The organism is Amycolatopsis thermoflava N1165 (genome assembly GCF_000473265.1).
Classification (GTDB): domain Bacteria; phylum Actinomycetota; class Actinomycetes; order Mycobacteriales; family Pseudonocardiaceae; genus Amycolatopsis_E; species Amycolatopsis_E thermoflava.
Window position 1 is genome coordinate 3,218,143 of record NZ_KI421511.1, and the last position, 24,543, is coordinate 3,242,685.

Genomic DNA, 24,543 nt, shown 5'->3' on the forward strand with positions numbered 1-24,543 from the left:
GGCTACTTCTTCTCTTCCTGCTTGTTCTTCTTCCAGTCACCGATGACCGGCGGGGCGACCACGTCACCGCCTTCGAAGAGGTCGGGATCGCCTTCGAGGTAGTCCGCGACGCGGTGTTCCTTGTCCTCCGCGCCCTGGCCCTTGCCGCCGTGCGGGGCCATGCCGCCCGCGGCCGGGGTGCCTGCCCGGCCAGCCGCGCCGGTCGCGCCCGCCGCGCCACGCGCCGCCGCGGCTTCTTCGGCGGCCGCCGCCGCACCGGAGGCGCCGGCGACACCGCCCGCGCCGAGCCGGGCGCCGCTCGCGCCCGACGCACCACCGACGCCACCGAGGCCGCCGACACCACTGCCGCCGGCGCCGCCACCGCCGAGGCCCTTGAGCGCCGCCGCGCCGGCACCGCCCACGCCGCCGAGACCCTTGGCCCCGGTGCTGGTGCCGCCGCCGAGCGGGGTGCCCGCCGGGCCACTGACGGAACTGACGGAGTCGAGCCCGGCCAGCGGGTTGCCGCTGACGGTGGGGCCGCCGAGGCGGCTGGCGATGCTGTCGCCGTTGATACCGCCGGAGTAGCCGATGGTCGGCATGCGCGCCGACGAGCTGCCGGACGTGCCGGTGTCGACCGCCGAGGAGGCCACCGTCGAGTCCGGGATGTCGAGGTCGGGCACCGACGCGTGGTTCTCCAGCGTGCCGCCGCTGTAGTTCCCGGTGGTCCCGGCTGGGTAGTCCGGAGTGGACAGTTGCGGCACGGCGCCGGTTCCCCCGCCGTAGCCGGACGAACCGCTGTAGGTGTTCAGCGCGGGCGCGCCGGCCCCGGTGCCGGCACCCGAGGTGTCCAGGCCGGGCACGGAGGTCCCGGTCGGCAGCGACGGGGAGTTCAGGTTCGCCGCGGCCACCGCCGCGTTCACGTCCCCGGTGCCCGCGCCGGCCGCCGCGGGCACGCCCGCGGTGGTGGCCGAGCGCAGGCTCGCGGCCTGCGCGGCACCGGCTTCGGTGGCCGGGATCCGCGCGGAAGCCGGCCCGGTCGCGCCGGTGCGCAGCGACGCGATCTGCGCGTTCGGCCCGCCGAGCTTGGGCGGCGCGACGAACGCCGGGGTGATGGTGGCGCCGGCGACGGTGTCGTCGTACTGGGTCATGATCCGCGCGGCCTGCTGGCGCGCGGCCTCCTGCTGTTGCAGCGCCTGCTGGTCGAGCTGCGCCTGCTGCGCGTACACGACCGGGTCGGTGATCGTCTGCAGGTGCGCGTTGGCGGCCTGCACGTCGAAGTTCACCGGCGGGTTGGCCGCCATCTGCTTCTGCGTCTCGTTCAGCGCCTGCGAGTGGATCTCCTGCTGGCGGCCGGTGAGCGTGGCGCCCTTGGCGGTGTTGCCGAGCCACAGGCCGACGTCGGCGAGGTGCTTGCGGGCCGCGTCGCCGCCCTCCCCCTGCCAGTCGGCGAGGCTGTCGTTGATGGCGTCGGCCAGGTTCTTCTGGTGCTCGGTGAGTTCCTTGCCCAGCCGCACCCACTCCTCCGAGGTGACCGCGACCGCGGCGGAGTCGGCGTTGGTGGTGATGGCGTCGAGCATCTGCTGGTGGGTCGCGTTGTCCCACAACGAACTGGGCGCCGTGCCGTGGTCGCGGATCTCGACCCCGTCGTCGACGCTGTCGCGGACGGCGACGATGCGCTGCTCGTAGCGCCGCTGGATGGTCTCGTCGCGCAGCAGCGGGGTGACGACGTCGCCGAGCCAGCCCTTGGCGATCTCCTCGTCGACCTGCCGGGTGACCTCCTCGCGGATCTCGTCACCCGAGGTGTGGTCGTGGCCGATGGGACCGATGTAGTACGGCGAGCTCGGGTCCGCGGTGACGTCCTGCACCCCGCCGCCGACGTCGGACAGCTCCACGATCTTCTCCCCTTCGAGGTTGCTCGGTCAGGCCTGCTCGGCGCGGTATCGCCGCAACGTGGTCCCGGTTTCGCCGTCCTGCGACCGGTAGTTCTTCTGGGCGAGCTTGATCGCCTCGATGTAGGTGGGCAGTTCGGCCTTGGCCCGCGTGAGCTGGGTGAGCAGGCCGCGCTCGTCGCTCGCGGTCTTCACCATCACGTCCGACACCCACTTCGCGGTGGTGGTGTCGCTCATCGGCGGCGCCTGCCCGAACGCCTGCAGCGCCGACCAGCGCGCCTCGAGCGCGTCGACGATACCCTGCAGCGCCTGGATCATCTTGTCGCCGGTCCGCTCGTCGACGGCGAACCCGCCCTCGCTGGCCAGCCGCTTCAGCGCGACGGCCTGCACCATCCGGACCGCGTTCTCCGCCTTCGGCGCTTCCTCGCTCATCCCCGGTACCTCCCCGATCTCAGTAGACGGCAGCGATCATGTCGCGGACGGCTTCGGCGACCGCCGGGAACCCCGCGGGCGCGTAGGTCGCGGTGATCGTCCCGGTCGCGTCGGTCCGGGTGCTCACCAGGTACCGGCCGTCCTCGGTGTCCAGCCACGTGACCGGGGTGGCCGAGCGGCGTTCGCCGTGGCGTCCGCGGCCGTGCGCGGTGAAGTAGCCGCCGCCGCGCCGCGGCGCCGCGAGGACCTCTTCGAGCCGGTCCTCTTCGGACACCGCGCGGGCGCGCGCGGGCCGCCGCGACCGCACGACCGTGGTGACCTGGAGGCTGCCGAAGGCCTCGGTCTCCTCCTCGTCGAACTCCTCCTCGGCCTGGCGCAGCGCGGCCAGCGCCGAGCGCGGTCGCTCGTCCTCGCGGCGCGACACCGACAGCGGCGTTCCGGGCGCGGGGTCGGCCGGGGTGAGCGAGCCGGCCAGGCGAGGCACCAGGTCCTCGTCCGGGAACAGGGAGAACCACAGCCTGTCCTCGCCCGGGGCCTGGCGGATCACCAGGGCCTGCGCGCCGTCGGTGGCGGCGTGCACGGCGAGGTCACCGGCGCGCGAATCGGTCCCGCTGGCGGTGACCGTGACGCGGTGGTCGCCGAGCAGCTCGAACGCGGTGCGCACGCCCGGGTCGAGCTGGCCGCGGGTGGACAGGCCGCGGTCCTGCAGGTCCTCGTGGACGCGGAGCGCGAGTCTGGCGAAGCGGAGCGGGTCCACCGTGGTGTGGCTGATGCGCAGGGGGAACACGCGGACGTCGACGCCCAGCGCCCGCCCGACGACGACGGCCTCCACGCTGCCGAGCGTGAAGTCGAACCGAGACACCATCGACGCTTGTGTCACCTTTCGGGGTTCCGGCCTCGGACGTGGGGCCGTGAGGCGTGGACGGCCAGTGTGGCTTGTTCGTTGATCAGTGTCGGCGCCGGGGCGCCCGCTGTCGAGCGACCCACCGGCACCCGGTGGAGATCACAACGCACCGAAGGGGTGACGGAACGCCGTTTTCCTCCGGCGTTGCCCGAAAGAACCGGGAATCAGAGGCACCCGGGCACGGCGGGGCGCGCTCATCTGAGCACGGGCGTCGCGGGGCCGGTGCGGCGTTCAGGAACCGGCGGCACCTCGTTGAGGGGCGCGCGATTCTCGTCGCCGTGACGGTCGCGGATCACCTCGTGGAGACAATGCGCCGGCTGCACCACGCCGGGCAAGGGCTGGACGTCACGTCGCGGCCCTGGGCAGGTTGCCGATCGTCCACCCTGGCAGCTGGCGTCCTGCTCCGCCCTCTTCCCGGAACGCATGCCTGCCGCACAGACTAGGCAAACCCGGCGCACAGCACGAGACCCGACGATGGTGCCCATGCGAGACGAAAAGCCCGCCTACCAGGGCCGCCCCCTCCCCCGCCCGCACGACGAGGTCGTCGACCAGGGGCTGGGCTTCGACATCGGCACCCTGTTCGACCGCCGCCGGGCGTTGCGGTTCCTCGGCATCGGCGCGGCCGGTGTCGCGCTCACCGCGTGCGGCGCGGGGTCGACCGGCGCCCCGGCGACGACCACCACCCCTTCGGCCGCGTCCGGCGAGATCCCGGACGAGACCGCTGGCCCCTACCCCGGCGACGGCTCCAACGGGCCGGACGTGCTGGCGCAGAGCGGCATCGTGCGCAGCGACATCCGCTCCAGCTTCGGCGACTCCACCGGCACCGCCGAGGGCGTGCCGATGACGCTGCAGCTGACCGTGTCCGACCTGGCCAACGGCGGCGCCGCGTTCGCCGGGGTAGCGGTGTACGTGTGGCACTGCACACGCGAGGGCGGCTACTCGATGTACTCCGACGGTGTCGAGGACCAGAACTTCCTGCGCGGCGTGCAGATCGCCGACGCCGACGGGCGCGTGCGGTTCACCAGCATCTTCCCGGCCTGCTACGACGGCCGCTGGCCGCACATCCACTTCGAGGTCTACCCCGATCAGGCGAGCATCACCGACTCGTCGAACGCGATCGCCACCTCGCAGGTCGCGCTGCCGCAGGACGTGTGCCAGTCCGTCTACCAGCAGCCCGGCTACGAGGACTCCGTCGCGAACCTGCGGAAGGTGAGCCTGTCGAGCGACAACGTCTTCGGCGACAACGTCTTCGGCGACGACGGCGGCGCGTCCCAGCTGGCGACCGTCACCGGGGACGTCACCAACGGCTACACCGTGAGCCTCGCGGTGCGCGTGGACACCCGGACCACCCCGTCCGCGGGCTCCGCCCCGGGCGGCGGTCCTGGTGGGACACCGCCGTCGCGCTAGCCGGTAACGAAGATCCTCCTGCTCACGACAAGCCGTGCGCACCGATCAGGAGGATCTTCGTGACCAGTCAGCCGCCCGGCTACCCCTACCCCCAGTGGCCGCAGCCGCCGCGGCGCAACATCGGCGCCATCGTCGCCCTCGCGATCGCCGGGGCGCTCGTCGTCGCCGGCGTGTCGGTCGGGGTCACGCTCGCCGTCACGGCAGACGACGGCACCACGAAAGCCGCGCCCGCCACCACCTCCCGGACCCGCCACACGACCTCGAAGTCGCCGACGCCGGTGATCCCGGTCAACCCCCGGCAGAACGTCGAGGTGAAGATCGGCGAGACCATCGGCTTCGGCAGCCACCCCGGCCAGCCGGAGGTCGCCTTCACCCTCACCAAGGTCACCGTCGGCGGCCGCTGCACCGAGCCGTACGCGCAGAAGCCGGAGAACGGGCGGTTCATCTTCCTGGACATGACGGTGACGACTTCGTCGTCGATGAGCGGTGATTTCGCGCCGAGCCTGCTGAACCCGAACAACTTCTCGATCATCGGCCCGGACGGCGTCACCGAACCCGGCGGCAGCCTCAGCAGCGCACCGGCGATCGGCTGCCTGTCCCGCGGCAAGCTGTTCCCGCTCGCGCTCTCGCCCGGCCAGAACTACGTCGGCACGGTCGTCCTGGATTCCCGCAACACCACCGGCAGCCTCGTGCTCGCCCCGTACGGCCTGGACGGTTTCAACGGCTGGGAGTGGAACCTCGGCGAGCACGCCTGACCGTCCACAATGGCCATTATCGCGCCTGGGTGACCAGCGCGTCGAACTCGCGGTCCGGCAGGGTTCGGTTGAGCTCCAGCAGTTTCTCCGCCATCCAGCCGACGGCGTAGCGGGTCTCCGGGCGGCCGGACTCCACGGCCCGCCGGATGACGTCGGCCACGACGCCGGGGTCGGAACCCTCGCTCAGGCCGGCCGCGGCGCGCTCCGCCATGGACTCGGCCATCTCCCGGTAGGCGCCGGCGCCGGAGAACTCCCGCAGCTGCGCGGCCGTCCCGTCCTCGAAGCCGGTCTTGATGATGCCGGGCTGGACGACCACGACCTCGATCCCGAACGGCGCGACCTCCATGCGCAGCGTGTCGGAGAAGGCTTCGAGCGCGTGTTTCGCCGCGTAGTACCAGGCGCCGAGCGGTAACGCGATCTCACCGCCGATCGAGGAGACGTTGACGATCGTCCCGGAACGCCGCTCCCGCATGTGCGGCAGGACGAGCTGGACCAGCCGCGCCGGCGCGAGCAGGTTGACCTCCAGCTGGTCCCGCGCCAGGGCGAGCGGCACGTCCTCCACCGCGCCGTGCAGGACCGTCCCGGCGTTGTTGACCAGCACGTCGATCCGCCCCTGCTCCTCGACCACGGTGGCGACGGCGCGTTCGAGGTCCTCGCCCTCGCGGGCGTCCATCGCCAGCGCGTGGCCACCGGCGTCCCGCACCGGCGCCATCCGCGCCACCCGCCGCGCCGCGCCGTACACGACGTGACCGCCGCGCAGCAGTTCCAGCGCCGTCGCCAGCCCGATCCCGGACGACGCACCCGTCACCAGGCACACCTTCATCGCTCAGTCCTCCCAGGTCACCAGCAGTTCGTCCACCCCGCGCACCAGGCTTCCCGCGCGCACCACGACATCCGCGGCCGGCACCGCGAGCCGCAGCGACGGGAACCTCGTCACCAGCGCCGGCAACGCCACCTGCAGCTCCACCCTGGCGAGCTGCTGGCCGAGGCACTGGTGCACGCCGTGGCCGAACGCGACGTGCCCGGCGGACGGCCGGAGCAGGTCGAGCACGTCCGGATCGGGGAAGCGCGCCGGGTCGCGGTTGGCCTCGGGCAGGCACACGGTGACGCACTCGCCGGCGGCGATCCGCTCGCCGTCCAGCTCGACGTCCGCCAGCGCCGCGCGCACCGTGAACGGGATGACGCTGTGGTAGCGCAACAGCTCCTCGACCGCCCGCCCGGGCTCGGCGCGCAGGACGTCCGCCGCGCCGGGGTGGGTGAGCAGGGTGAACGCGCCCAGCGCGAGCATGTTCGCCGTGGTGTCCAGGCCGGCGCCGAGCAGCACGAAGCCGATGTTGACCAGCTCCTCGTCGGTGAGGTCGCTCGCGGTGAGCCCGCTCAGCAGGTCGTCGGCAGGCGCGGCGCGCTTGGCCGCCACCAGGTCGCGCACGAATTCGTGCACCGCCGAGTACGCCGCCGCGGCCTGCTCCGGCGTCCGGTCCAGGCGGAACAGGTCCAGCGCGTGCCCTTGGAACCGCGCGCGGTCCGCGTAGGGCACCCCGAGCAGCTCGCAGATCACCTGCGCGGGGACCGGCTGCGCCCAGGTGCGCACCAGGTCGACCGGTCCGCTCTCGCCGGCGATGGCGTCGAGGTGCTCGTACACGATCTCCCGCACCCGTTCGGTCAGCTGCCGCATGCGCCGGACGGTGAACTGGCCGGCGAGCAGGCGGCGGTAGCGCGTGTGCTCCGGCGGATCCATCGAGTTGAAGATCCCGGGCGGCGCCGGCACCCCGTTGCCGGGCGCGCCGGGGACCGGCATGTGCCGCAGGTCCGACCGGGCGCTGAACCGCGGGTCGGCCAGCACCGCGCGGACCGTCTCGTGGCTCGTCGCCAGCCAGCCGACGTGCCCGTCGGGGTAGGTGAATCGCTTCAGCATTCCGCAAACGCTAGGAACACCAGTGCCCCCGGAGCAACCGCGCGACAAGGAACTCCCAGGTCGGTGAGCTAGTATCGGTGCAATGAGCGTGGAGCCGAATGCACCGGCCCGGACCCGGCTGACGTTCGGCGAACGCCGGCGCATCGCCGCCGGGCTGACGATGGGGCTGAGCTACGCCGAGATCGGCCGCAGGCTGAGGCGGTCCAAGTCGACGATCATCCGCGAGGTCGCCCGCAACGGCGGCGCCCACGGCTATCGCGCCGACCGCGCCCAGCAGGCCACCGCCTGGCGCGCCCAGCGCCGCCGGCCGGTCCCCGCCCCGGAACCGCCCGCGGCGAGCGGGGGCGATCCGCGGCGGTTCGAGCAGGACTTCGCCGCGATGATGGTCCAGACCGGTGTGCCGCCGATGATGGCGAAGGTCCTCGTCCGACTGTTCACGTGCGACACCGGCAGCCTCACCGCGGCCGAGCTCACCGCCGGGCTGCGGGTCAGCCCCGCCTCGGTCTCCAAGGCGGTCCGCTGGCTCGAGGAGCGCGGCCTGGCGCGGCGCGAACGCGACGGCCGCCGCGAGCGGTACGTCATCGACGAGCACGTCTGGTACCAGGCGTGGCTGGTCAGCGTCCGGTCGATGACGCTGTGGGCGGACTGCGCGCGGCAGGGCGCCGAGCTGTTCGGCGACACCCCCGCCGGCGCCCGGCTGCGTGACACCGGCCGGTTCTTCGAGCACCTGCGCCGCGACATGGCGCAGGCGGCCGAGCACTGGCGAAACCTTCCGTATGACCGGAGTGCGCCCTAAGGTGTGATCATCGCAAAGGAGCGGTGATGACCAAGCCCGTGAGGGGCGACGAGGTCAGCGACATCGTCGCCGAGCACGACGAAGAGCGGCCAGCGCGGCGGTTGTCGCGGGGGCCCGACCTGCTGGTGTACCTGGCCGCGCTCGCGGTCGCCCTGCTCGTGCTGAAGCAGGTCTTCTTCCCCTACAGCAAGGGAAACCAGTTCTACCTGGTGATCTTCCTCGGCTGCACCCTGCCGCTGGTGTTCCTCTGCTACCGGCCGCTGGCGCGGTCGCGGCGCTCCCCGGACAACCCGTGGCTGCTGGACTGGGCGCTGGCCGTGGTGGCGCTGGTCGTGGGCCTGTACCCGGTGCTGTCCGGCTACGACGACTTCCTCGACCGGCAGGGGCAGCTGTCCACCCTCGACATCGTCGCGGGCGCGGTGCTGCTCCTGCTCATCCTGGAGGCGACCCGCCGGACCACGGGCTGGGTGCTGCCGGTGGTCTGCCTGCTCTTCCTCGCCTACGCCTACTACGGCGGCTACCTGCCGCCGGACTGGGGCATCGCGCACGCCGGCGTGGACTTCAGCCAGATCATCAACGCCCTCTACAACGACGCCAGCGGCTTCTTCGGCACCCCGCTGGACGTGGCCGCCAGCTACATCGTGCTGTTCACGATCTACGGCGCGGTGCTGGAGGCCTCCGGCGCGGGGCGCTTCTTCGTCGACATCTCCTTCGCCGCGTTCCGCCGGTCCCGCACGGCGCCGGGCCGCACGACGGTGCTGTCCGGGTTCCTGCTGGGCACCGTGTCCGGCTCGGGCACCGCCACCGCGGTCAGCCTCGGCTCGATCACCTGGCCGATCCTCAAACGGGCCGGCTACCCGCGGGAGCACGCCGGCGGCCTGCTCGCCGCGTCGGGCATCGGCGCGATCCTGTCGCCGCCGACGCTGGGCGCGGCCGCGTTCATCATCGCCGAGTACCTGCAGACCTCCTACCTGACCGTGCTGATCTGGGCGTCGGTGCCGACGTTGCTGTACTACCTGGGCATCGTGTTCGCGATGGAGGCCGACGCGCGCCGCTTCCAGGCGAAGCCGGTGGACGTCGAGCGCGGCGACCCGTGGCGGCTGCTGTTGCGCGGTGGCTACCACTTCCTGTCGCTGGCGATCATCGTGGTGTTCCTGGCGCTGGACATCCCGCCGTTCGCGGCCGTGGTGTACGCGACCGGGGTGGCGGCCCTGTTCGCGTTGATCGCGCGGCGGCGGGACGTGCGCGGCTGGGCGGTGGACATGGTGGGCGCGCTGTCGCGGGGTGTGCGGAGCGCGCTGCCGGTGATCGCGGTTTGCGCGGCGGCCGGGGTGATCACGTCCACGATCACGAAGACCGGGCTGGGCCTGGAACTCGCCGACGCGCTGGTCGACGTGGCACAGGCGGTCACCGACAACGCCACGGTCGTGCTGGTGCTGACGGTGCTGCTGTCCGCGGTCGCGGTGGGGGTGCTCGGGCTGGCGGTGCCGGTGACGGCGTCGTTCATCATCGCGTGGGTGGTGATCGCGCCGGCGCTGGAGACGCTGGGCGTGGCGCCGGCCGAGCGCGCCATGTTCATCTTCTACTACGCGGTGCTGTCGGAGGTCACGCCGCCGACGGCGCTGGCGGCGGTCGCGGCGGCGGCGATCACCGGTGGCCGGGTCATGAAGACCATGTGGCAGTGCTGGAAGTACACGCTGCCGGCGTTCCTGGTGCCGATCGCGTTCGTGCTCACCGACAACGGGGCGGCGCTGCTGCTCCAGTCCGGGGCGGTGACGGTGGTGTGGGTGCTGGCGGTGTCCGCGCTCGCCGTCGCCGCGCTCGGCGTCGTGACCGGCGGGTGGCTGTTCGGGCCGGTCCACCCGGCGGTCCGCGTGCTCTTCGTGCCCGCCGCGGTGTGCCTGCTCTACCTGGAGCCGGGGCCGATCGTGGCGGGCCTGGCCTTCGGCGTGGTCGCGACGGCCGCGCACCTCGTGATCAGAAGGAGGCGGCATGAAACGACTGCTGACGGTGCTGGTGACGGTGGCCCTGGTCGCGCCGGGCTGCGGCGGGAAGCAACCGAACCAGCAGGCGGCGGGCGGGAGCCAGGGGTGTGAGGCAGGCAGCGGCAGGCTCACCATCGCCACCGGCAACAGCGGCGGCGTGTACTACGTGCTCGGCGGCGGGCTCGCGCAGCTGATCAGCAACAACACCGGGCTGAAGGCGACCGCGGCGGAGACCGGCGCGTCGGTGCAGAACATCCAGCAGCTGGTCGACGGCACCTACGACATCGCATTCTCGCTGGCCGACACCGCGGCGGACGCGGTGCAGGGCAAGGGGAGTTTCGACGGCAAGCCGCAGAAGGTGCAGGCGCTGACCCGGATCTACCCGAACTCGACGCAGGTTCTGGTGCGCACCGACTCCGGGATCAACAGCATCGCCGACATGCGCGGCAAGCGGATCTCGACGGGTTCGCCGAAGTCCGGCACCGAGGTGATCGCGAACCGGCTGCTGCAGGCGGCGGGGCTCAACCCGGACACCGACCTGCAGGCGCAGCGGCTGGACCTGGCGAAGACCGCGGACGGCATCAAGTCGGGCACGATCGACGGGCTGGTGTGGTCCGGTGGCCTGCCGACGGCGCAGATCACCGACATCACGACGACGATGAAGGGGCAGGTGAAGTTCATCGACATCACCCCGCAGCTGGCGGCGCTGAAGCAGATCAACCCGGTGTACGACACGGGCACGATCCCCGCGGCGACGTACGGGCAGCCCGCGGACGTGCCGACGATCGTGGTGCCGAACCTGCTGCTGGTGCGGGAGGACTTCCCGGCGGGCGACGCGTGCGCCATCACCAAGCTGATCTTCGACAAGAAGCCCGAGCTGGAGAGCGTGCACCCGGCGGCGAAGGAGATCACGCGGGAGAACGCCACGCGCACCGAGCCGGTGCCGATGCACCCCGGATCGCAGCAGGCGCTGGCGACTCCGTGAGCGGGGGTGGCGGTTCGGAGGAGGCCGGGCCGTGCAGGTGACCTTCGGGGGCGGTGGGCTCCGGAGGCAGCCCGCGCGCGACTGATGCGGCGGCCAAAGCCGGGTTCCGCCCGTGACCTTCAAGGGCACGTTGGCTTCCGGAGGAAGCCCGGATCGGTGGCCCACGCAGCGAGCAAAGCCGGGGCGCGCGGTGGCTCCGGCAGGAGCCGGGTCGCCACTCTCCCCGGAACCAGGCTGCCCTCCGCCGGAACCTCGCCCGAACCAGTCCGCCACCCGCTCGGACCGGGCGCCTCGCCGCAACCCCGGCCGCGCCAGCGGCCCGGTTCCGGCCGCCACCCGCGCGGGCCGGCCGCCTCCCAGGCCATGGCCCCAGCCCGGGAGGCGCCGTTACCCGCGACCTCCGCCCCGGCATTACCTCCCGGGTAATCGACGCCCCGCGCCGACGGCCACAGGATGGGGTCACCAGCCTCCGGAAAGGACGGACCCCATGACCGCCTACGTCATCGCCCACCTGATGCCTGCCGAGCCGCACCCCGACGTCGCCGAATACCTGGAGCGCATCCAGTCCACGCTGGATCCCTTCGGCGGCCGGTTCCTCGTCCACGGCGCGCCCGTCGAGGTCCACGAGGGCGACTGGCCCGGCCACCTGGTGATGATCGGCTTCCCCACCGCCGCCGACGCCCGCGCCTGGTACGACTCCCCCGCCTACCAGGAGATCCTGCCGTTGCGCGCGAACCACATCGCGGGCAGCGTCGTGATCGTCGACGGCGTCGAGCCCGGCCACGACTCCGCGGCGATGGGCGAGGCGATGCGCGCCGCGATGGCCTAGAGCCGCAGGTGGTCCCGCAGCCGGCGGGCGACCCGCGCCATCACGGCCTCCGCGCCGGGCTGCTGCGCCGCCGCCACGCGCGACTCGGTCAGTGCCACCACCGCGAACGCCTGCCCGTCGGCGTGCTCGACCACCCCGATCTCGTGCCGCAGCGTCAACAAGGTGCCGGTCTTGGACGACCAGATCGACGCGTCGGAGACGAAGTCCGGCGCGAGCCGGTGCCGGACCACGTTGTGCCGCATGAGTTCCCGCACCCGGGCGGCGACCTCGGCGGGGATCGCCGACGGCGTCCACAGCGCCTGCAGCAGGTCCGCGAACGCCCGCGCCGAACCGGAACTCGCGCGCGTCACGTCGAGCTGTGGGATGCGGTGCCCGCGCCCGGCGGTGCCCGCGTCCACGGCCAGCGCGTACGCCAGGTGCACCTCGCCGCGCTCGAAGCGTTCCGCGGGCGTGTCCGCCAGCTCCTGCACCGGGTGCCGGACGGTGATGCCCTCGATGCCGAACCCCTTGAGGATCCGGGCGACCTCCGGCGGCGGGGTGAGGCCGAACAACGCGTCGGCCGCGACACCGTCGCTGATCGCCGTGCTGAGGTACAGCAGATCGTCGACGGCGACGCGCGCCGGGTGGCGGAACCGGCTCAGCCCGGTCGGGCCGGGGGTGGTGATGCGGCCGGGTTCGATGTCCAGCTGCGTGGCGCCGTCGAGTTCGCCGAGCCGGATCCGTTCCAGCGTGGCGACCGCGAGCGGCACCTTGACCAGCGACGCGGACGGCCACTGCGCGTCCGGCTCGATCGCGATCTCCTCGCCGCTGCGCAGGTCCCGCACCAGGAACGAGCCGCGCAGGCCGGCGTCGTCGAGCTGGTCCCGCAGCTCGCGCAGCAGCGCTTCGGTGTTCACGTCTCCCCCAGGCATCGGCCGATCGACCGCGACAGCGGCCGCAGGCGCTCGCTGTCGTCACTGTACGTCGCGGCCAGGGCGTAGCCGCGGACCAGGCGCACCTCGCCGAGCGGCCGCCAGTGCAGGTCCAGCTCGGCGGCCTGCGCCTCCGAACAGAGCAGGAGGTCGGCGGTGCCGAGCACGTCGGCGACCGCGGTGACCAGCGATTCCGCGGTGACGACCTGTGAGGGTCGCAGACCGAGGGCGTCGCGCAGGTGGGTGAGCCGGTCGCGGATGTGCGGCACGTCGTCCTCGGGTTGCAGCCACACGCGCCGCGCCGGGCCGTCGTCGCCGCGGCCGACGCGCAGGGTTTCCAGGTAGACGGTGTGCGCGGCGGGCGGCACTGCGGCGGCGACGCCGAGCGGCACCCGCCAGCGGGCTTCGTCCTCCGGGACCGCGGTGAGGGCCGCGCGGACCTCCTGGGTGCGGACGAGGCCGGCGCGTTCGGCGGGCGGCGCGGGGCGGAAGTCGAGGACGAGGTCGTGGTCGCGGGCTTCGGCGTCGAGGTGGGCGAGGTCGCGGGCGGAGCACCAGTCCGGCACGGCGAGGCGCAACGGGCGGCGGCGCGCGCGGCGGGCGTCGTGTTCGAAGGCGTCGGCGAGGCGGACCAGCCGGGCGGCCGCGGGGAGCACGTCGCGGCCGAACGGCGTCAGCACCGCGCGCCGGGTCGAGCGGTCGAAGAGCCGGTCGCCGAGGTGCTGTTCGAGCGCGGCGATGCGGCGGCTGGCGACCGGCTGGGGGATGCCGGCCGCGGCCGCGCCGAGGGTGAAGCTGCCGCGCTCGCTGACGCTGACGAAGGCCCGGCAGGCGCCGACGAGATCCACGCCGCGCATCTTATGCCGGATCCGCATGGAAACTGTCTTTTTCGTCTTCGACGGCATCGATCGGGCGCGGGAGGCTGGCGCCATGCTTGTTCGAACTCTTCGCGCTGTGGTGGTCCTGCTCGTGTTCGGGCTGGTCGGGGCGTGCGCCGCGGAACCTCCCCCACCTCCGCCCGCCGTTTCGACGGTCGCGCCGGCGCCGCAGGTGGACTTCGCCGATCTGGAAGCGCGGTTCGACGCGCGGCTGGGGGTGTACGCGATCGACACCGGGACCGGACGGGAGATCGCGCACCGGGCCGACGAGCGGTTCAACTACGCGTCGGCGATCAAGTCGCTGCTGGCCGGCGCGGTGCTGCGGCGGAACGTCGACCTGGACAAGGTGGTGACCTACACCGACGCGGACATCCAGCCGAACTCGCCGGTCACGAAGGACCGGCGCAGCGTGACGGTGCGCGAGGCGGCCGAAGCGGCGCTGCTGCAGAGCGACAACACGGCGGCGAACCTGCTGTTCGCCGAGGTGGGCGGCCCGGCAGGGCTGGCGGCCGTGCTGCGCGAGATCGGCGACACGACGACCCACCCGGACCGGCTCGAGGTCGAGCTGAACTCCGCCATCCCCGGCGACGTCCGGGACACGAGCACGCCGCGGGCGATGGCGGGCAGCCTGCGGGCGTTCCTCCTGGGCGATGCGTTGCCTGCCGACAAGCGGGATCTGTTGGTGGGGATCATGCGCCGCAACAAGACCGGGACGGAGCTCATCCGCGGCGGCGTGCCGTCCGAGTGGCCGGTGGCGGACAAGACGGGCACCGGCGACTACGGAACCCGCAACGACATCGGGGTGATCTGGCCTCCCGGGCGCGCGCCGATCGTGCTGGCGCTGATGTCGAGCCGGACGACCGCCGACGCTTCATACGACAACAAACTGCTCGCCGAGGCGACCTCACGGGTGGTGGAAGCGCTGCGGTAGATGCGTTTCTTGTCGTGATCGTGGCTGGGCCAGTCGTGCGCGCACGGCTGGCCCAACCCAGCAAGCCAGCGGTCCACACGCGCCGAACATCCGGGTTACCGCTCCTGCTTGGGTGGTCGTCAAGTGACGATCAACCGGGCCGCCGCTCCGACTCAGCGGTTGGCGGCGCGGTTGGGCCAGTCACGCCCGCACGGCCGGGCCAGCCACCCGGCAACACCTCAGCCCAGCAACTCCTCCACCAGCCGTCGCGCGTAGGTGGGCGACAGGCCGTCCGGGCGGAACAGGATCCGGTACATCATCGGCGCCACCACGTGGTCCAGCACCGTCTCCGCCTCCGGCGCCGCCTCGCCCCGCTGGGCCGCTCGCGCCAGGATCACCGAGATCTGTTCCGCGGCATACGCCGAGCACCGGCCGGCGTTGGTGTCGTCACCGAGCAGCGCGTCGCGGATATAGGCGCGTCCGGGCTGCGCGGACATCTCCTCCAGGAACTGCTCGGCCCACGCGGCGAGATCGGCCCCCAGCGAGCCGTGGTCCTCCGGCGGCGAGTCGGGCCGGAGGCGTTCCACCGCGACGTCCGACAGCAGCTCGTGCAGGTCGCCCCAGCGGCGGTAGATCGTCGACGGCGTCACGCCGGCCCGCGCGGCGATCAGTGGCACCGTCAGCGCCTCCCGTCCGGCTTCGGCCTCCAGCGCGCGAACCGCGGCGTGCACGGACTCCTGCACCCGCGCGCTGCGGCCGCCGGGGCGCACCATCGGCTTGCGGCTCACGCCTCCAGCTTAACGCAACGAATGTGCGTCAAGCGTGGCCCGCACCCAGGCCCGGACCCGCTCCTCGAACCCCACCGCCGGAAACGTCCCGTCCTGCGCGACGTCGGCGATCGTGACCTCGAACGACCCCGCACCACCCCGCGGCGCATCGAACTCCGGGAGCGCGCCGCGGGCCCGGTGCGAGTTGGCCCGGCGGACCGCCGCGGTGAGACCGGCCACCGCCGGGCGGCCACCGTCCACGAAGGCGCGCACGATCGCCCAGTTCCGGCCCCGGTCCCGCTCCGGCACACGGCTCGGGTGCTGCAGCAGGAAGCACGCCACGGTCACCCCGTGCAACGGCCCCCACGGCTCCCGCCGCGAGTGGTCCAGCGCCAGCACGACGTGGAACAGCTCCTCGCAGGGACCGGCCCCACCACACTCCGCACAAGCCATGTGCCGGAACCTAGGCTCTCCACCGACTGGAGGGTCAACTCTCGAACGCCCTGCCCAGCCCCAGCACCACGCCGTCGCCCCCGGCGCGGCCGATCAGCTGCATCCCGATCGGCAGCCCCGCCCGGTCCTCCCCGACGGGCACGGTCAGCGACGGCAGCCCGGTGATGTTGGCGGGCGCCGAAAGCCGCACGTACGCGTCCGCGACGCTCTCCGTCGTCCCGTCCGGCCACGTCACACTCTCCTGCCCCACCGGCACCGCGGTGACCGGCACAGCCGGGGCGGCGATCACGTCGACCGTCTCCATCAGACGCGACCACTCGCGCCGCATCAGCGTCCGCGCCCGTTGGGCCCGCAGGTAGTCCACAGCGGACATCCGCCGCCCGGCTTCGAGCAGCACCCGCACGTCCGCGGCGTAGAGCTCGGACACGGCCTGCACGGTCGGCTCGTGGTAAGCGCTTGCTTCCGGCACCATCAGTCCCCATTGGACACCCTGGACGTACCGCGCCATGGGGATTTCGACGTCCACCAGCCGCGCCCCGAGCGCCTCCAGCCTGCGGATCGCGGACCGCACCGCTGTTTCGACCTCGGGGTCGACGCGGTCGAAGTAGTAGTTCCCCGGCACGCCGACCCGCAACCCGGACGGCTCCACCGCAGACACTCCACACAGGACGCCCATCACCAGCGCGGCGTCCTCGGCGGTGCGCGTGATCGGCCCGACGTGGTCCAGCGACCAGGACAGCGGCACCACCCCCTCCCGCGGCACCAGGTCGTAGCTCGGTTTGAGACCGACGACCCCGTTCAGCGCCGCGGGCACCCGGATCGAGCCGCCGGTGTCGGTGCCCAGCGAGAAGGTCGCCATCCCGGCCGCGACCGCCACCGCGGACCCGCCGCTCGACCCGCCTGCGATCCGCCCGCCGTCGCGGGCGTTGACCGTCTGCGGCGTGATCAAGCCGTAGGCGAACTCGTGCGTGTGGGTCTTGCCGACCAGGATCGCGCCGGCCCCCGCCAGCCGCGCCGCGACCGCGCTGTCCGACCCGGCCCGATGCCCGGCGCGCACGCGGGAACTCGCGGTGGTCGGCAGCCCGGCGACGTCGATCAGGTCCTTGAGCCCCATCGGGATCCCGTGCAGCGGCCCGCGCACCCCGCCCGCCGCGATCTCGCGCTCGGCCTCGCGGGCGGCGTCCCGGGCGCGGTCGGCGGTGACGGCGACGTACGCGCCGAGGCGGGCGTCGGCCTCCTCGATGCGGGTCAGCACGTCGTCGACCAGTTCGATCGGGGACAGTTCGCGGTTCCGCACGGCCGCCGCCGCGGCGGCCAGGGTCAGGTCAGCGGGCCGCATCGGACCCTCCCGCCTGGTAGACCGCGGCCGGTGCGGTCTCGCCGAGGTCGAGCTCGCGCAGGACGGCGACCACGGTGTCGATGTGGTCGGCGGTGGCCACCACCTCAGGCCGGTCTTCGGATGACATGGCTCTCCTTCTAAAGCTAAGTGTTTGCGTTAACCTTAACGCAAACACATTGCGTTTAGGAGGTGCCATGTGGGTCGTGGGTGACATCACCGTGCAGCGGGTCGACGAGGTGCTGCTGCCGCCCGAGACCGGACCCTGGCTGCTGCCCGGCGCGACGGCGGACGTCGTGAACCGGCACGACTGGCTGCGGCCGGACTTCGCCGACGGCGACGTGCTGCGCCTGGCCAGCCACAGCTTCGCGGTCACGGCAGGCGGTCTGCGGATCCTGGTCGACACGGGCATCGGCAACGGCAAGCAGCGCGCCAACCCGGCGTGGCACGACCTGCGGACCGGCTACCTGGACCGGCTCACGGCGGCGGGGTTCGCGCCGGAGTCGGTCGACCTGGTGGTGCTCACGCACCTGCACACCGACCACGTCGGCTGGAACACGCGGCTGGTGGAGGGCGAGTGGGTGCCGACCTTCCCGCGGGCCCGCTACCTGACTTCGCGCGCCGAACGGGACTTCTGGTCTGGCTACGACATGGACGAGCCGCGGCGGCAGATGTTCCGCGACTCGGTCGAGCCGGTGGCGGACGCGGGGCTGCTCGACCTGGTCGACGTGCCCGACGGCGGCGTCGAGGTCGCGCCCGGGGTGCGGCTGGTTCCCACGCCCGGCCACACGCCCGGGCACGTCGCCGTGCGGTTGACCAGCGGGAACAGCAGCGCGGTGATCAGCGGTGACTGCGTGCACCACCCGGTCCAGCTGGCCCACCCGGGGATCACCAGCTGCGTCGACATCGATCCGGCGCTCGCCGAATCGACCCGCCGGTCGCTGCTGGCGTCGCTGGCCGACAGTGGAACTCTGCTGCTGGGCACGCACTTCCCGCCGCCGACCGGTGGCCGCGTCGTGACCGCGAGCGGCGGGCTGGAATTCCGTCCGGCGTGATGTCGAGTTCGGCCGTCGCCGTTCGTCCTCGGGTCAACCGAGGAAAGGAGTCGGCGATGGAACTGATGGAGCAGTACCGGCGGGCGCAGGACGGGCTGGACGCGGTGCTGGCGGCGGTGCCGGACGACCGGTGGGACGTGCCGTCGATGTGCGCGGAGTGGACCGTGCGGGACGTGGCCGGGCACTTGATCTGGGGGCAGTGGCAGCTGCGGGCGTGGGCGGCGGGCGAGCCGGACCCGGACCGGTCGGGCGCGCCCGGATCGCCTCGGCCGGGCACGTGGACCGGCGACGACCCGGTGGAGACGTGGCGCAAGGCGCGGGCGGCGTCGGTGCCCGCGCTCACCGGGGAGGCGCTGGCCAGGACCACGACGATCACGGGAATCGGCGAGGTGCCGCTGGCCGCGGTGGTGCCGCTGATGATCACCGACACGGTGGTGCACAGCTGGGACATCGGGCACGCGTTGGGGATGGACCTCCGGCTGGACGCGGACCTGGTGGCGCTGGCGGCGGACTGGGCGCGGCAGCACGTCGTGCGGCGGCCGGGGTTCTTCGGCCCGGAGGTGACGCCACCGCCGGACGCCGATGAGCAGACGCGGATGCTGGCGTTCGTGGGACGCCGCGTGTGACGGGAGCCTGACAGCGGACGCGCCGGGCGGGCCGGCGCCGCTTCGGCGCGCGGCCGCGGGCCGGGCGGCGGGTGGTCCGGCCCGCCGAAGCCCCGGACCACCCCCGCGGCGGCGCACCTCGCCAACGGCTGGAACCTGAGGTGTCAAGGCCTGGTGGGTCGGCCGTCCGGTGGGCCGGAAGCTGCCGCGCTTCGGCTCAGTAGCCGCGGGGCGCCCGGCCCAGTCGTCCGTGAACCACCGCCTCAGCTGCGGCGGCTCGTCTGGAACCGTTGCTGGTAGGCCCTCGGCGAGACGCCCGTGTGCTGCAAGAACACGCGCCGCAGGGACTCCGCGCTGCCGAAGCCGCTCGCGTAGGCCGTGGCGGTCACCGGATGACCCGCGTCCAGCAGGGACTTCGCCGCGTCGAAGCGGATCAGTTCCACGTACTTGGCCGGTGTGGTGCCCAGTTCCTCCTGGAAGAGCCGCGTCAGGTGGCGGGTGCTCAGGCCCGCGCGGGCGGCCAGCTTCGGCAGCGAGTGGTCCCCTGCCGGGTCCGCCGCGACCGCGTCGCACACCGCGCGCAGCGGCGGGGTTTTCGGGGCGGGGCCGCGCAGCGACGGCGAGAACTGGGACTGCCCGCCGGGCCGCTGCAGGAACACCACCAGCGACCGCGCGACGCGGCGGGCCAGCTCGGGCCCGTGGTCGCGCTCCACCAGCGCCAGCGCCAGGTCGATGCCTGCCGTGACCCCGGCCGAGGTGAACACCGGCCCGTCCTCGACGAAGATCGCGTCCGGCTCGACCTGGATCGCCGGGTGCGCGCGGGCCAGCGTGGCGGCGTGCTGCCAGTGCGTCGTGGCCCGGCGGCCGTCCAGCAGTCCCGCCGCGGCGAGCACGAACGATCCCGTGCAGATCGACGCGACCCGCTTCGCCCGCCCCGCGATCGTCCGCGCCGCCTCGGCCAGCTCCGGCGGGACGGCGTGCGCGGGGAACACGTCGCCGCCCATCACCAGAGCCGTGTCCAGCGGGCCGGTGTCCGCCACGTCGGCGTCGACCGGGATCCGCATGCCGGTCGACGACGACACGTCCCGCCCGCCGACCGAACACAGCACCAGCCGGTAGTCCGCGCCGAACCGGTTGGCCTCGGCGAACACCTCGCTCGGCCCGGCCACGTCGAGCAGCTTCACCTCGTCGAACACCAGTAGCGCCAGCCGCCGCACGCGCACCTCCACACGTCCCGATCTGTGGAGAGTACGTCGCGAATCGAGGAGCGCCGGCCGCCCCGCCGCTGCGACGCTCGAAGCGACCAGAAAGGACACCACCGATGACCACCGTGATCGCCGGCATCACCATCCCCGACTCCGCCCTCGCCGCCGAAGCCACCGAACTGGTCCGCGACGCGACCGACGACCTGCTGTTCCACCACTCCCGCCGGGTGTTCCTGTTCGGCTCGCTGCAGGGCCGCCGCCTCGGCCTGACCGCCGACCCGGAACTGCTCTACGTCGGCGCGATGTTCCACGACCTCGGCCTCACCGAGAAGCACCGGGGCACGACGCAGCGGTTCGAACTCGACGGCGCCGACGAGGCCCGCCGCTTCCTCGAATCCCACGGCGTGCCCGAAGAGTCCGTGCGGAAGGTGTGGGAGGGCATCGCCCTGCACACCACCCCTGAGGTGCCGTGGCGGCTGGAACCCGAGGTCGCCCTCGTCACCGCCGGGGTCGAGACCGACGTGCTCGGCATCGGCCGCGAGAAGCTGGCCGAGTCCGACCTCGCGGCCGTCGTCGCCGCACACCCGCGCCCGGACTTCAAGCGCCGCATCATCCAGGCCTTCGCCGACGGCTTCCGGCACCGCCCGGACTCCACCTTCGGCACCGTCAACGCCGACGTCCTCGAACACGTCGACCCCGCCTTCCGGCACATCGACTTCGTGGAGGTGATCCTCGGCAACGGCTGGCCGGAATGAGCCGGTGACCTCCTCCCACAACCACCGGTGGTCCGGCGACGCGTGTCGTTTGTTGGACCGCCGGGCGGCGCGTCGGGTCCAATGCTCGCCGCCGGGAACGACCAGGAGGAGTTGGCGGGATGCGATCGTTCGTCCACCTGCACGTGCACACCGAGTACTCGATGCTCGACGGTGCGGCGAAGATCGCCCCGCTGTTCGCCGAGGCGAGTCGTCTCGGCATGCCCGCGGTCGGGATGACCGACCACGGCAACATGTACGGGGCGGACGAGTTCTACCAGCAGGCGAGGAAAGCCGGGCTCAAGCCGATCATCGGGATCGAGGCCTACATCGCACCCGAGTCGCGGTTCACGAAGCGGCCCGTGTACTGGGGTCAGGACCAGGGCGGTGATGTCTCGGGTGGTGGTGCGTACACGCACATGACGATGCTGGCGGAGAACGCGACGGGGTTGCGCAACCTGTTCAAGCTGTCGTCACTGGCGAGCATTCAGGGCTACTACCGCAAGCCGCGGATGGACCGCGAGCTGATCGCGGAGAACGCCGCCGGCATCATCGCCACCACCGGCTGCCCCTCGGGCGAGGTGCAGACCCGGTTGCGGCTGGGCCAGAAGCAGGAGGCCATCCAGGCCGCCTCCGATTACAAGGACATCTTCGGGGCGGACAACTTCTTCCTGGAGCTGATGGACCACGGCCTGCCCATCGAGCGGTCGGTGCGCGAGGGCCTGCTGGAGATCGGCAAGCTGCTCGACCTCAAACCGCTGGCCACCAACGACTCGCACTACGTCACCAAGGACCAGGCCGACTCGCACTCGGCGCTGCTGTGCGTGCAGTCGGGCAAGACCCTCAACGACCCGAACCGGTTCAAGTTCGACGGCGACGGCTACTACCTGAAATCGGCCGCCGAGATGCGCGAGTACTGGGACACCGAGGTCCCCGGCGCCGCCGACTCCACCCTGCTCATCGCCGAACGCGTCCAGTCCTACGAAGACGTCTACACCCACAAGGACCGCATGCCCGTCTTCGAGGTGCCCGAAGGGCACGACGAGGCGTCCTGGCTGCGTGCCGAGGTGCGGGCCGGTCTCGAACGGCGCCTGCCCGGCGGTGTTCCGCAGAAGTACTCCGACCGGGCGGACTACGAACTCGACGTCATCATCCAGAAGGGTTTCCCCGGCTACTTCCTCATCACCGCGGACCTGATGGCGCACGCCCGCCGCAGCGGCATCCGCGTCGGCCCCGGCCGCGGCTCCGCTGCCGGTTCGCTGGTCGCCTACGCGCTGGGCATCACGAACCTGGACCCGCTCGAACACGGCCTGCTGTTCGAGCGGTTCCTGAACCCGGAACGGGTGTCCATGCCCGATATCGACATGGACTTCGATGACCGCCGCCGCGGCGAGATGATCCGCTACGCCACCGAGAAGTACGGGGCCGACCGGATCGCGCAGGTCATCACGTTCGGCACCATCAAGACGAAAGCCGCGATCAAGGACGCCGCCCGGGTCCACTTCGGCCAGCCGGGTTACGCGATCGCGGACCGCATCTCGAAGGCCCTGCCGCCCCCGGTGGCCGCGAAGGACATCCCGCTGTCCGGCATCGTGGACCCGCAGCACGAGCGCTACGGCGAGGCCGCCGAGGTCCGCACGCTGATCGAGACCGACGAAGAGGTCTCCACGATCTTCAACACCGCCCGCGGCCTGGAGGGCCTGATCCGCAACGCCGGCGTGCACGCCTGCGCGGTCATCATGTCCAGCGAACCATTGATGGACGCCATCCCGCTGTGGCAGCGGGACGACGGGTCGATCATCACCGGGTGGGACTACCCGTCCTGCGAGGCCATCGGCCTGTTGAAGATGGACTTCCTCGGCCTGCGCAACCTCACCGTCATCGGTGACGCCATCGACAACATCAAGGCCAACCGCGGCATCGACATCGACCTCGACACCCTGCGCACCGACGACACCGCCACGTTCGAACTCCTGGCGCGCGGCGACAGCCTCGGCGTGTTCCAGCTGGACGGCGGCGCGATGCGCGATCTGCTGCGCCGGATGCGCCCGACCGGGTTCGAAGACATCGTCGCGGTCAACGCCCTCTACCGGCCCGGCCCGATGGCGATGAACACACACAACAACTACGCCGACCGCAAGAACGGCAGGCAGCCGGTGGAGCCGATCCACCCCGAGCTGGCCGAGCCGTTGCGCGACATCCTCGCCGAGACCCACGGCCTGGTCGTGTACCAGGAGCAGATCATGCAGATCGCACAGAAGGTCGCCGGCTACTCGATGGGGCGGGCCGACGTGCTGCGCCGCGCGATGGGCAAGAAGAAGAAAGACGTGCTGGAGAAGGAGTTCGAGGGCTTCCACGCGGGCATGCGTGCCAACGGTTTCTCCAGCGAAGCCGTGCAGGCGCTGTGGGACACGATCCTGCCCTTCGCCGGGTACGCGTTCAACAAGTCGCACGCCCGCCGGGTACGCGCTCGTCGGCTACTGGACGGCGTACCTGAAGGCGAACTACACCGCGGAGTACATGGCCGCGCTGCTCACCTCGGTGGGTGACAACAAGGACAAGTCCGCGGTCTACCTGTCCGAGTGCCGCCGCCTCGGCATCAAGGTGCTGCCCCCGGACGTCAACGAATCCGGCCAGCGCTTCGCCGCGGTCGGCGACGACATCCGCTTCGGCATGGGCGCCGTCCGCAACGTCGGCGCCAACGTCGTGGAGTCGATCATCAAGACCCGCCAGGAGAAGGGCAAGTACTCCTCCTTCACCGACTTCCTCGACAAGTCCGAGCTGGTGGCCTGCAACAAGCGGGTCATCGAATCGCTCATCAAAGCCGGCGCCTTCGACTCCCTCGGGGCCACTCGTCTGTCTCTGAGCCAGGTCCACGAGGACGCGGTCGACGCGGTGGTGCCGCTGAAACGCCAGGAAGCCATGGGGCAGTTCGACCTGTTCGGCGCCGAGCCCGCGCCCTCGTCGTCGCCGCTGGCGCACCTGAAGTTCGGCGACGAGGAGTGGCCGCGCAAACAGCTGCTGGCCTACGAGCGCGAGATGCTGGGCCTGTACGTGTCCGCCCACCCGCTGGACGGCGCCGAACGGATCCTGCGCAAGCACGCCCCGCGCCCGATCGCCGCGATCCTGGACAACCCGCCCAAGGAAGGCGAACTGGTCATCTCCGGCCTGATCACCTCGCTCGAGCGGCGGGTCAACAAGAAGGGCGAACCCTGGGCCATCTGCACGGTCGAGGACATGGACGCCTCGCTCGAGGTGCTGTTCTTCCCCAAGTCCTACGCCCTGTTCCAGGCCGACCTCATCGAGGACAACGCCGTCCTGGTCAAAGGCCGCGTCAACTGGCGCGAAGACAAGATGTCCGTCTTCGGCGGCGGCCTGGTACCGCTGGACCTGTCGGAGCCGGGCGAGGCGCCGCTCGTCCTGCGCGCCCGGCCGGAGAAGCTCACGCTGCCGGTCGTCCTGGAACTCAAGCAGACGCTGCTCGCCCACCGCGGCGACACACCGGTGCACGTCAAGCTGATGGGCCGCCGCGAGCAGACGTTCGCCCTCTACGACTACCCGGTCGAGGTGACGTCGATGCTCCTCGGCGAGCTGAAAACGATTCCAGGCATCACGCTGTGACGCCCCGCCGCTCCCCGGCAAGTCGCGAGGGACCGCGCCCGCCTGCCCTGGCATCCTGAAATCGATTCCGGACATGACGTCCGGCCGCTCCCCGGCAAGTCGCAAGGAAGCGTGCCTACCTACCCCCGCATCCTGAGAACGATTCCAAGCATCACGCCCGTGACGTCCGGCCGC

22 protein-coding genes and 1 pseudogene are annotated in these 24,543 nt (G+C 72.1%); 11 read left to right on the top strand and 12 right to left on the bottom strand.

Annotation, left to right across the window (positions count from 1 at the left end; translation table 11 throughout):
* Nucleotides 1–2: 2 nt before the first annotated feature.
* From AMYTH_RS0116100 to AMYTH_RS0116110, 3 genes are read right to left on the bottom strand one after another with little or no spacing between them, the layout of a single operon-like run.
* Nucleotides 3–1,871, bottom strand: a complete 1,869-nt coding sequence (locus AMYTH_RS0116100) for a hypothetical protein (RefSeq protein WP_051362700.1) — start codon at nt 1,869–1,871, stop codon at nt 3–5.
* A gap of 27 nt (nt 1,872–1,898) precedes the next feature.
* Nucleotides 1,899–2,300, bottom strand: coding sequence for a hypothetical protein (locus tag AMYTH_RS0116105; protein ID WP_027931196.1), 402 nt, complete (start codon nt 2,298–2,300; stop codon nt 1,899–1,901).
* 19 nt (nt 2,301–2,319) lie between these two features.
* The gene (locus tag AMYTH_RS0116110) at nt 2,320–3,165 is read right to left on the bottom strand and encodes an ESX secretion-associated protein EspG (protein WP_027931197.1); all 846 of its coding nucleotides are present in this window, start codon (nt 3,163–3,165) and stop codon (nt 2,320–2,322) included.
* Nucleotides 3,166–3,687: 522 nt separating this feature from the next.
* Between AMYTH_RS0116110 and AMYTH_RS0116115 the strand changes: the two genes are divergently transcribed.
* Nucleotides 3,688–4,611, top strand: a complete 924-nt coding sequence (locus AMYTH_RS0116115) for an intradiol ring-cleavage dioxygenase (RefSeq protein WP_027931198.1) — start codon at nt 3,688–3,690, stop codon at nt 4,609–4,611.
* A gap of 59 nt (nt 4,612–4,670) precedes the next feature.
* Nucleotides 4,671–5,366 carry a hypothetical protein gene (locus AMYTH_RS0116120; protein ID WP_027931199.1) on the top strand — a complete coding sequence of 232 codons (696 nt, stop codon included), beginning with the start codon at nt 4,671–4,673 and terminating at the stop codon, nt 5,364–5,366.
* A gap of 16 nt (nt 5,367–5,382) precedes the next feature.
* On the opposite strand, the gene AMYTH_RS0116125 is transcribed toward AMYTH_RS0116120, so the two are convergent.
* A complete protein-coding gene (locus AMYTH_RS0116125) occupies nt 5,383–6,189 on the bottom strand; it encodes an oxidoreductase (protein WP_027931200.1) in 807 nt (268 codons plus the stop codon).
* A 3-nt stretch (nt 6,190–6,192) separates the two neighbouring features.
* A complete protein-coding gene (locus AMYTH_RS0116130) occupies nt 6,193–7,281 on the bottom strand; it encodes a cytochrome P450 (protein WP_228684807.1) in 1,089 nt (362 codons plus the stop codon).
* A gap of 82 nt (nt 7,282–7,363) precedes the next feature.
* On the opposite strand from AMYTH_RS0116130, the gene AMYTH_RS0116135 reads away from it, so the two are divergent.
* The 4 genes from AMYTH_RS0116135 to AMYTH_RS0116150 all read left to right on the top strand — a co-directional run bounded on the left by AMYTH_RS0116135 (nt 7,364) and on the right by AMYTH_RS0116150 (nt 11,876).
* On the top strand, nt 7,364–8,077 hold the full coding sequence (locus AMYTH_RS0116135) for a GbsR/MarR family transcriptional regulator (RefSeq protein ID WP_027931202.1): 714 nt from the start codon (nt 7,364–7,366) through the stop codon (nt 8,075–8,077).
* Between the two features lie 26 nt (nt 8,078–8,103).
* Entirely contained in the window at nt 8,104–10,173 is a 2,070-nt protein-coding gene (locus tag AMYTH_RS45025) for a TRAP transporter permease (protein ID WP_037322567.1), read from the top strand.
* Nucleotides 10,070–11,047 (top strand): TAXI family TRAP transporter solute-binding subunit, encoded by a 978-nt coding sequence (locus AMYTH_RS0116145; protein WP_027931203.1) that lies wholly within the window; start codon nt 10,070–10,072, stop codon nt 11,045–11,047. Before AMYTH_RS45025 ends, AMYTH_RS0116145 begins: the two co-directional genes overlap by 104 nt.
* A gap of 487 nt (nt 11,048–11,534) precedes the next feature.
* Complete coding sequence (locus tag AMYTH_RS0116150) at nt 11,535–11,876, top strand: DUF1330 domain-containing protein (protein WP_027931204.1); 342 nt, start codon at nt 11,535–11,537, stop codon at nt 11,874–11,876.
* Here AMYTH_RS0116150 and AMYTH_RS0116155 read toward each other — a convergent pair.
* Together AMYTH_RS0116155 and AMYTH_RS0116160 are read right to left on the bottom strand one after the other, a co-directional pair.
* Nucleotides 11,873–12,772 carry a serine hydrolase gene (locus AMYTH_RS0116155; protein WP_027931205.1) on the bottom strand — a complete coding sequence of 300 codons (900 nt, stop codon included), beginning with the start codon at nt 12,770–12,772 and terminating at the stop codon, nt 11,873–11,875. The genes AMYTH_RS0116150 and AMYTH_RS0116155 overlap by 4 nt on opposite strands.
* The gene (locus AMYTH_RS0116160) at nt 12,769–13,644 is read right to left on the bottom strand and encodes a LysR family transcriptional regulator (protein ID WP_037322568.1); all 876 of its coding nucleotides are present in this window, start codon (nt 13,642–13,644) and stop codon (nt 12,769–12,771) included. Before AMYTH_RS0116160 ends, AMYTH_RS0116155 begins: the two co-directional genes overlap by 4 nt.
* 73 nt (nt 13,645–13,717) lie before the next feature.
* Between AMYTH_RS0116160 and bla the strand changes: the two genes are divergently transcribed.
* Nucleotides 13,718–14,596, top strand: a complete 879-nt coding sequence (gene bla, locus AMYTH_RS0116165; protein WP_037323802.1) for a class A beta-lactamase — start codon at nt 13,718–13,720, stop codon at nt 14,594–14,596.
* 218 nt (nt 14,597–14,814) lie between these two features.
* Here the strand turns inward: bla and AMYTH_RS0116170 are convergent, their stop codons facing one another.
* The 4 genes from AMYTH_RS0116170 to AMYTH_RS49540 are packed head-to-tail and all read right to left on the bottom strand — an operon-like array spanning nt 14,815 to nt 17,261.
* Complete coding sequence (locus AMYTH_RS0116170; RefSeq protein ID WP_027931208.1) at nt 14,815–15,363, bottom strand: TetR/AcrR family transcriptional regulator; 549 nt, start codon at nt 15,361–15,363, stop codon at nt 14,815–14,817.
* A 9-nt stretch (nt 15,364–15,372) separates the two neighbouring features.
* Nucleotides 15,373–15,795 (bottom strand): DUF5946 family protein, encoded by a 423-nt coding sequence (locus AMYTH_RS0116175; protein ID WP_027931209.1) that lies wholly within the window; start codon nt 15,793–15,795, stop codon nt 15,373–15,375.
* Nucleotides 15,796–15,829: 34 nt separating this feature from the next.
* Entirely contained in the window at nt 15,830–17,134 is a 1,305-nt protein-coding gene (locus AMYTH_RS0116180) for an amidase (RefSeq protein WP_027931210.1), read from the bottom strand.
* Nucleotides 17,121–17,261: a hypothetical protein gene (locus AMYTH_RS49540; protein ID WP_167344593.1), complete on the bottom strand. Its 141-nt coding sequence runs from the start codon at nt 17,259–17,261 to the stop codon at nt 17,121–17,123. The genes AMYTH_RS0116180 and AMYTH_RS49540 overlap by 14 nt, the downstream gene beginning before the upstream one ends.
* 67 nt (nt 17,262–17,328) lie before the next feature.
* Here AMYTH_RS49540 and AMYTH_RS0116190 point away from each other — a divergent pair, with 67 nt between their 5' ends.
* Both AMYTH_RS0116190 and AMYTH_RS0116195 read left to right on the top strand, forming a co-directional pair.
* The gene (locus AMYTH_RS0116190) at nt 17,329–18,186 is read left to right on the top strand and encodes an MBL fold metallo-hydrolase (protein ID WP_027931211.1); all 858 of its coding nucleotides are present in this window, start codon (nt 17,329–17,331) and stop codon (nt 18,184–18,186) included.
* A gap of 56 nt (nt 18,187–18,242) precedes the next feature.
* Nucleotides 18,243–18,812 carry a TIGR03086 family metal-binding protein gene (locus AMYTH_RS0116195; RefSeq protein WP_027931212.1) on the top strand — a complete coding sequence of 190 codons (570 nt, stop codon included), beginning with the start codon at nt 18,243–18,245 and terminating at the stop codon, nt 18,810–18,812.
* Nucleotides 18,813–19,054: 242 nt separating this feature from the next.
* On the opposite strand, the gene AMYTH_RS0116200 is transcribed toward AMYTH_RS0116195, so the two are convergent.
* The gene (locus AMYTH_RS0116200; protein WP_228684809.1) at nt 19,055–20,008 is read right to left on the bottom strand and encodes a GlxA family transcriptional regulator; all 954 of its coding nucleotides are present in this window, start codon (nt 20,006–20,008) and stop codon (nt 19,055–19,057) included.
* Nucleotides 20,009–20,112: 104 nt separating this feature from the next.
* Between AMYTH_RS0116200 and AMYTH_RS0116205 the strand changes: the two genes are divergently transcribed.
* Together AMYTH_RS0116205 and dnaE are read left to right on the top strand one after the other, a co-directional pair.
* On the top strand, nt 20,113–20,751 hold the full coding sequence (locus AMYTH_RS0116205; protein ID WP_027931214.1) for an HD domain-containing protein: 639 nt from the start codon (nt 20,113–20,115) through the stop codon (nt 20,749–20,751).
* 119 nt (nt 20,752–20,870) lie between these two features.
* Nucleotides 20,871–24,369 (top strand): annotated as a pseudogene (gene dnaE / locus AMYTH_RS45030) (DNA polymerase III subunit alpha).
* Nucleotides 24,370–24,543: the final 174 nt, after the last annotated feature.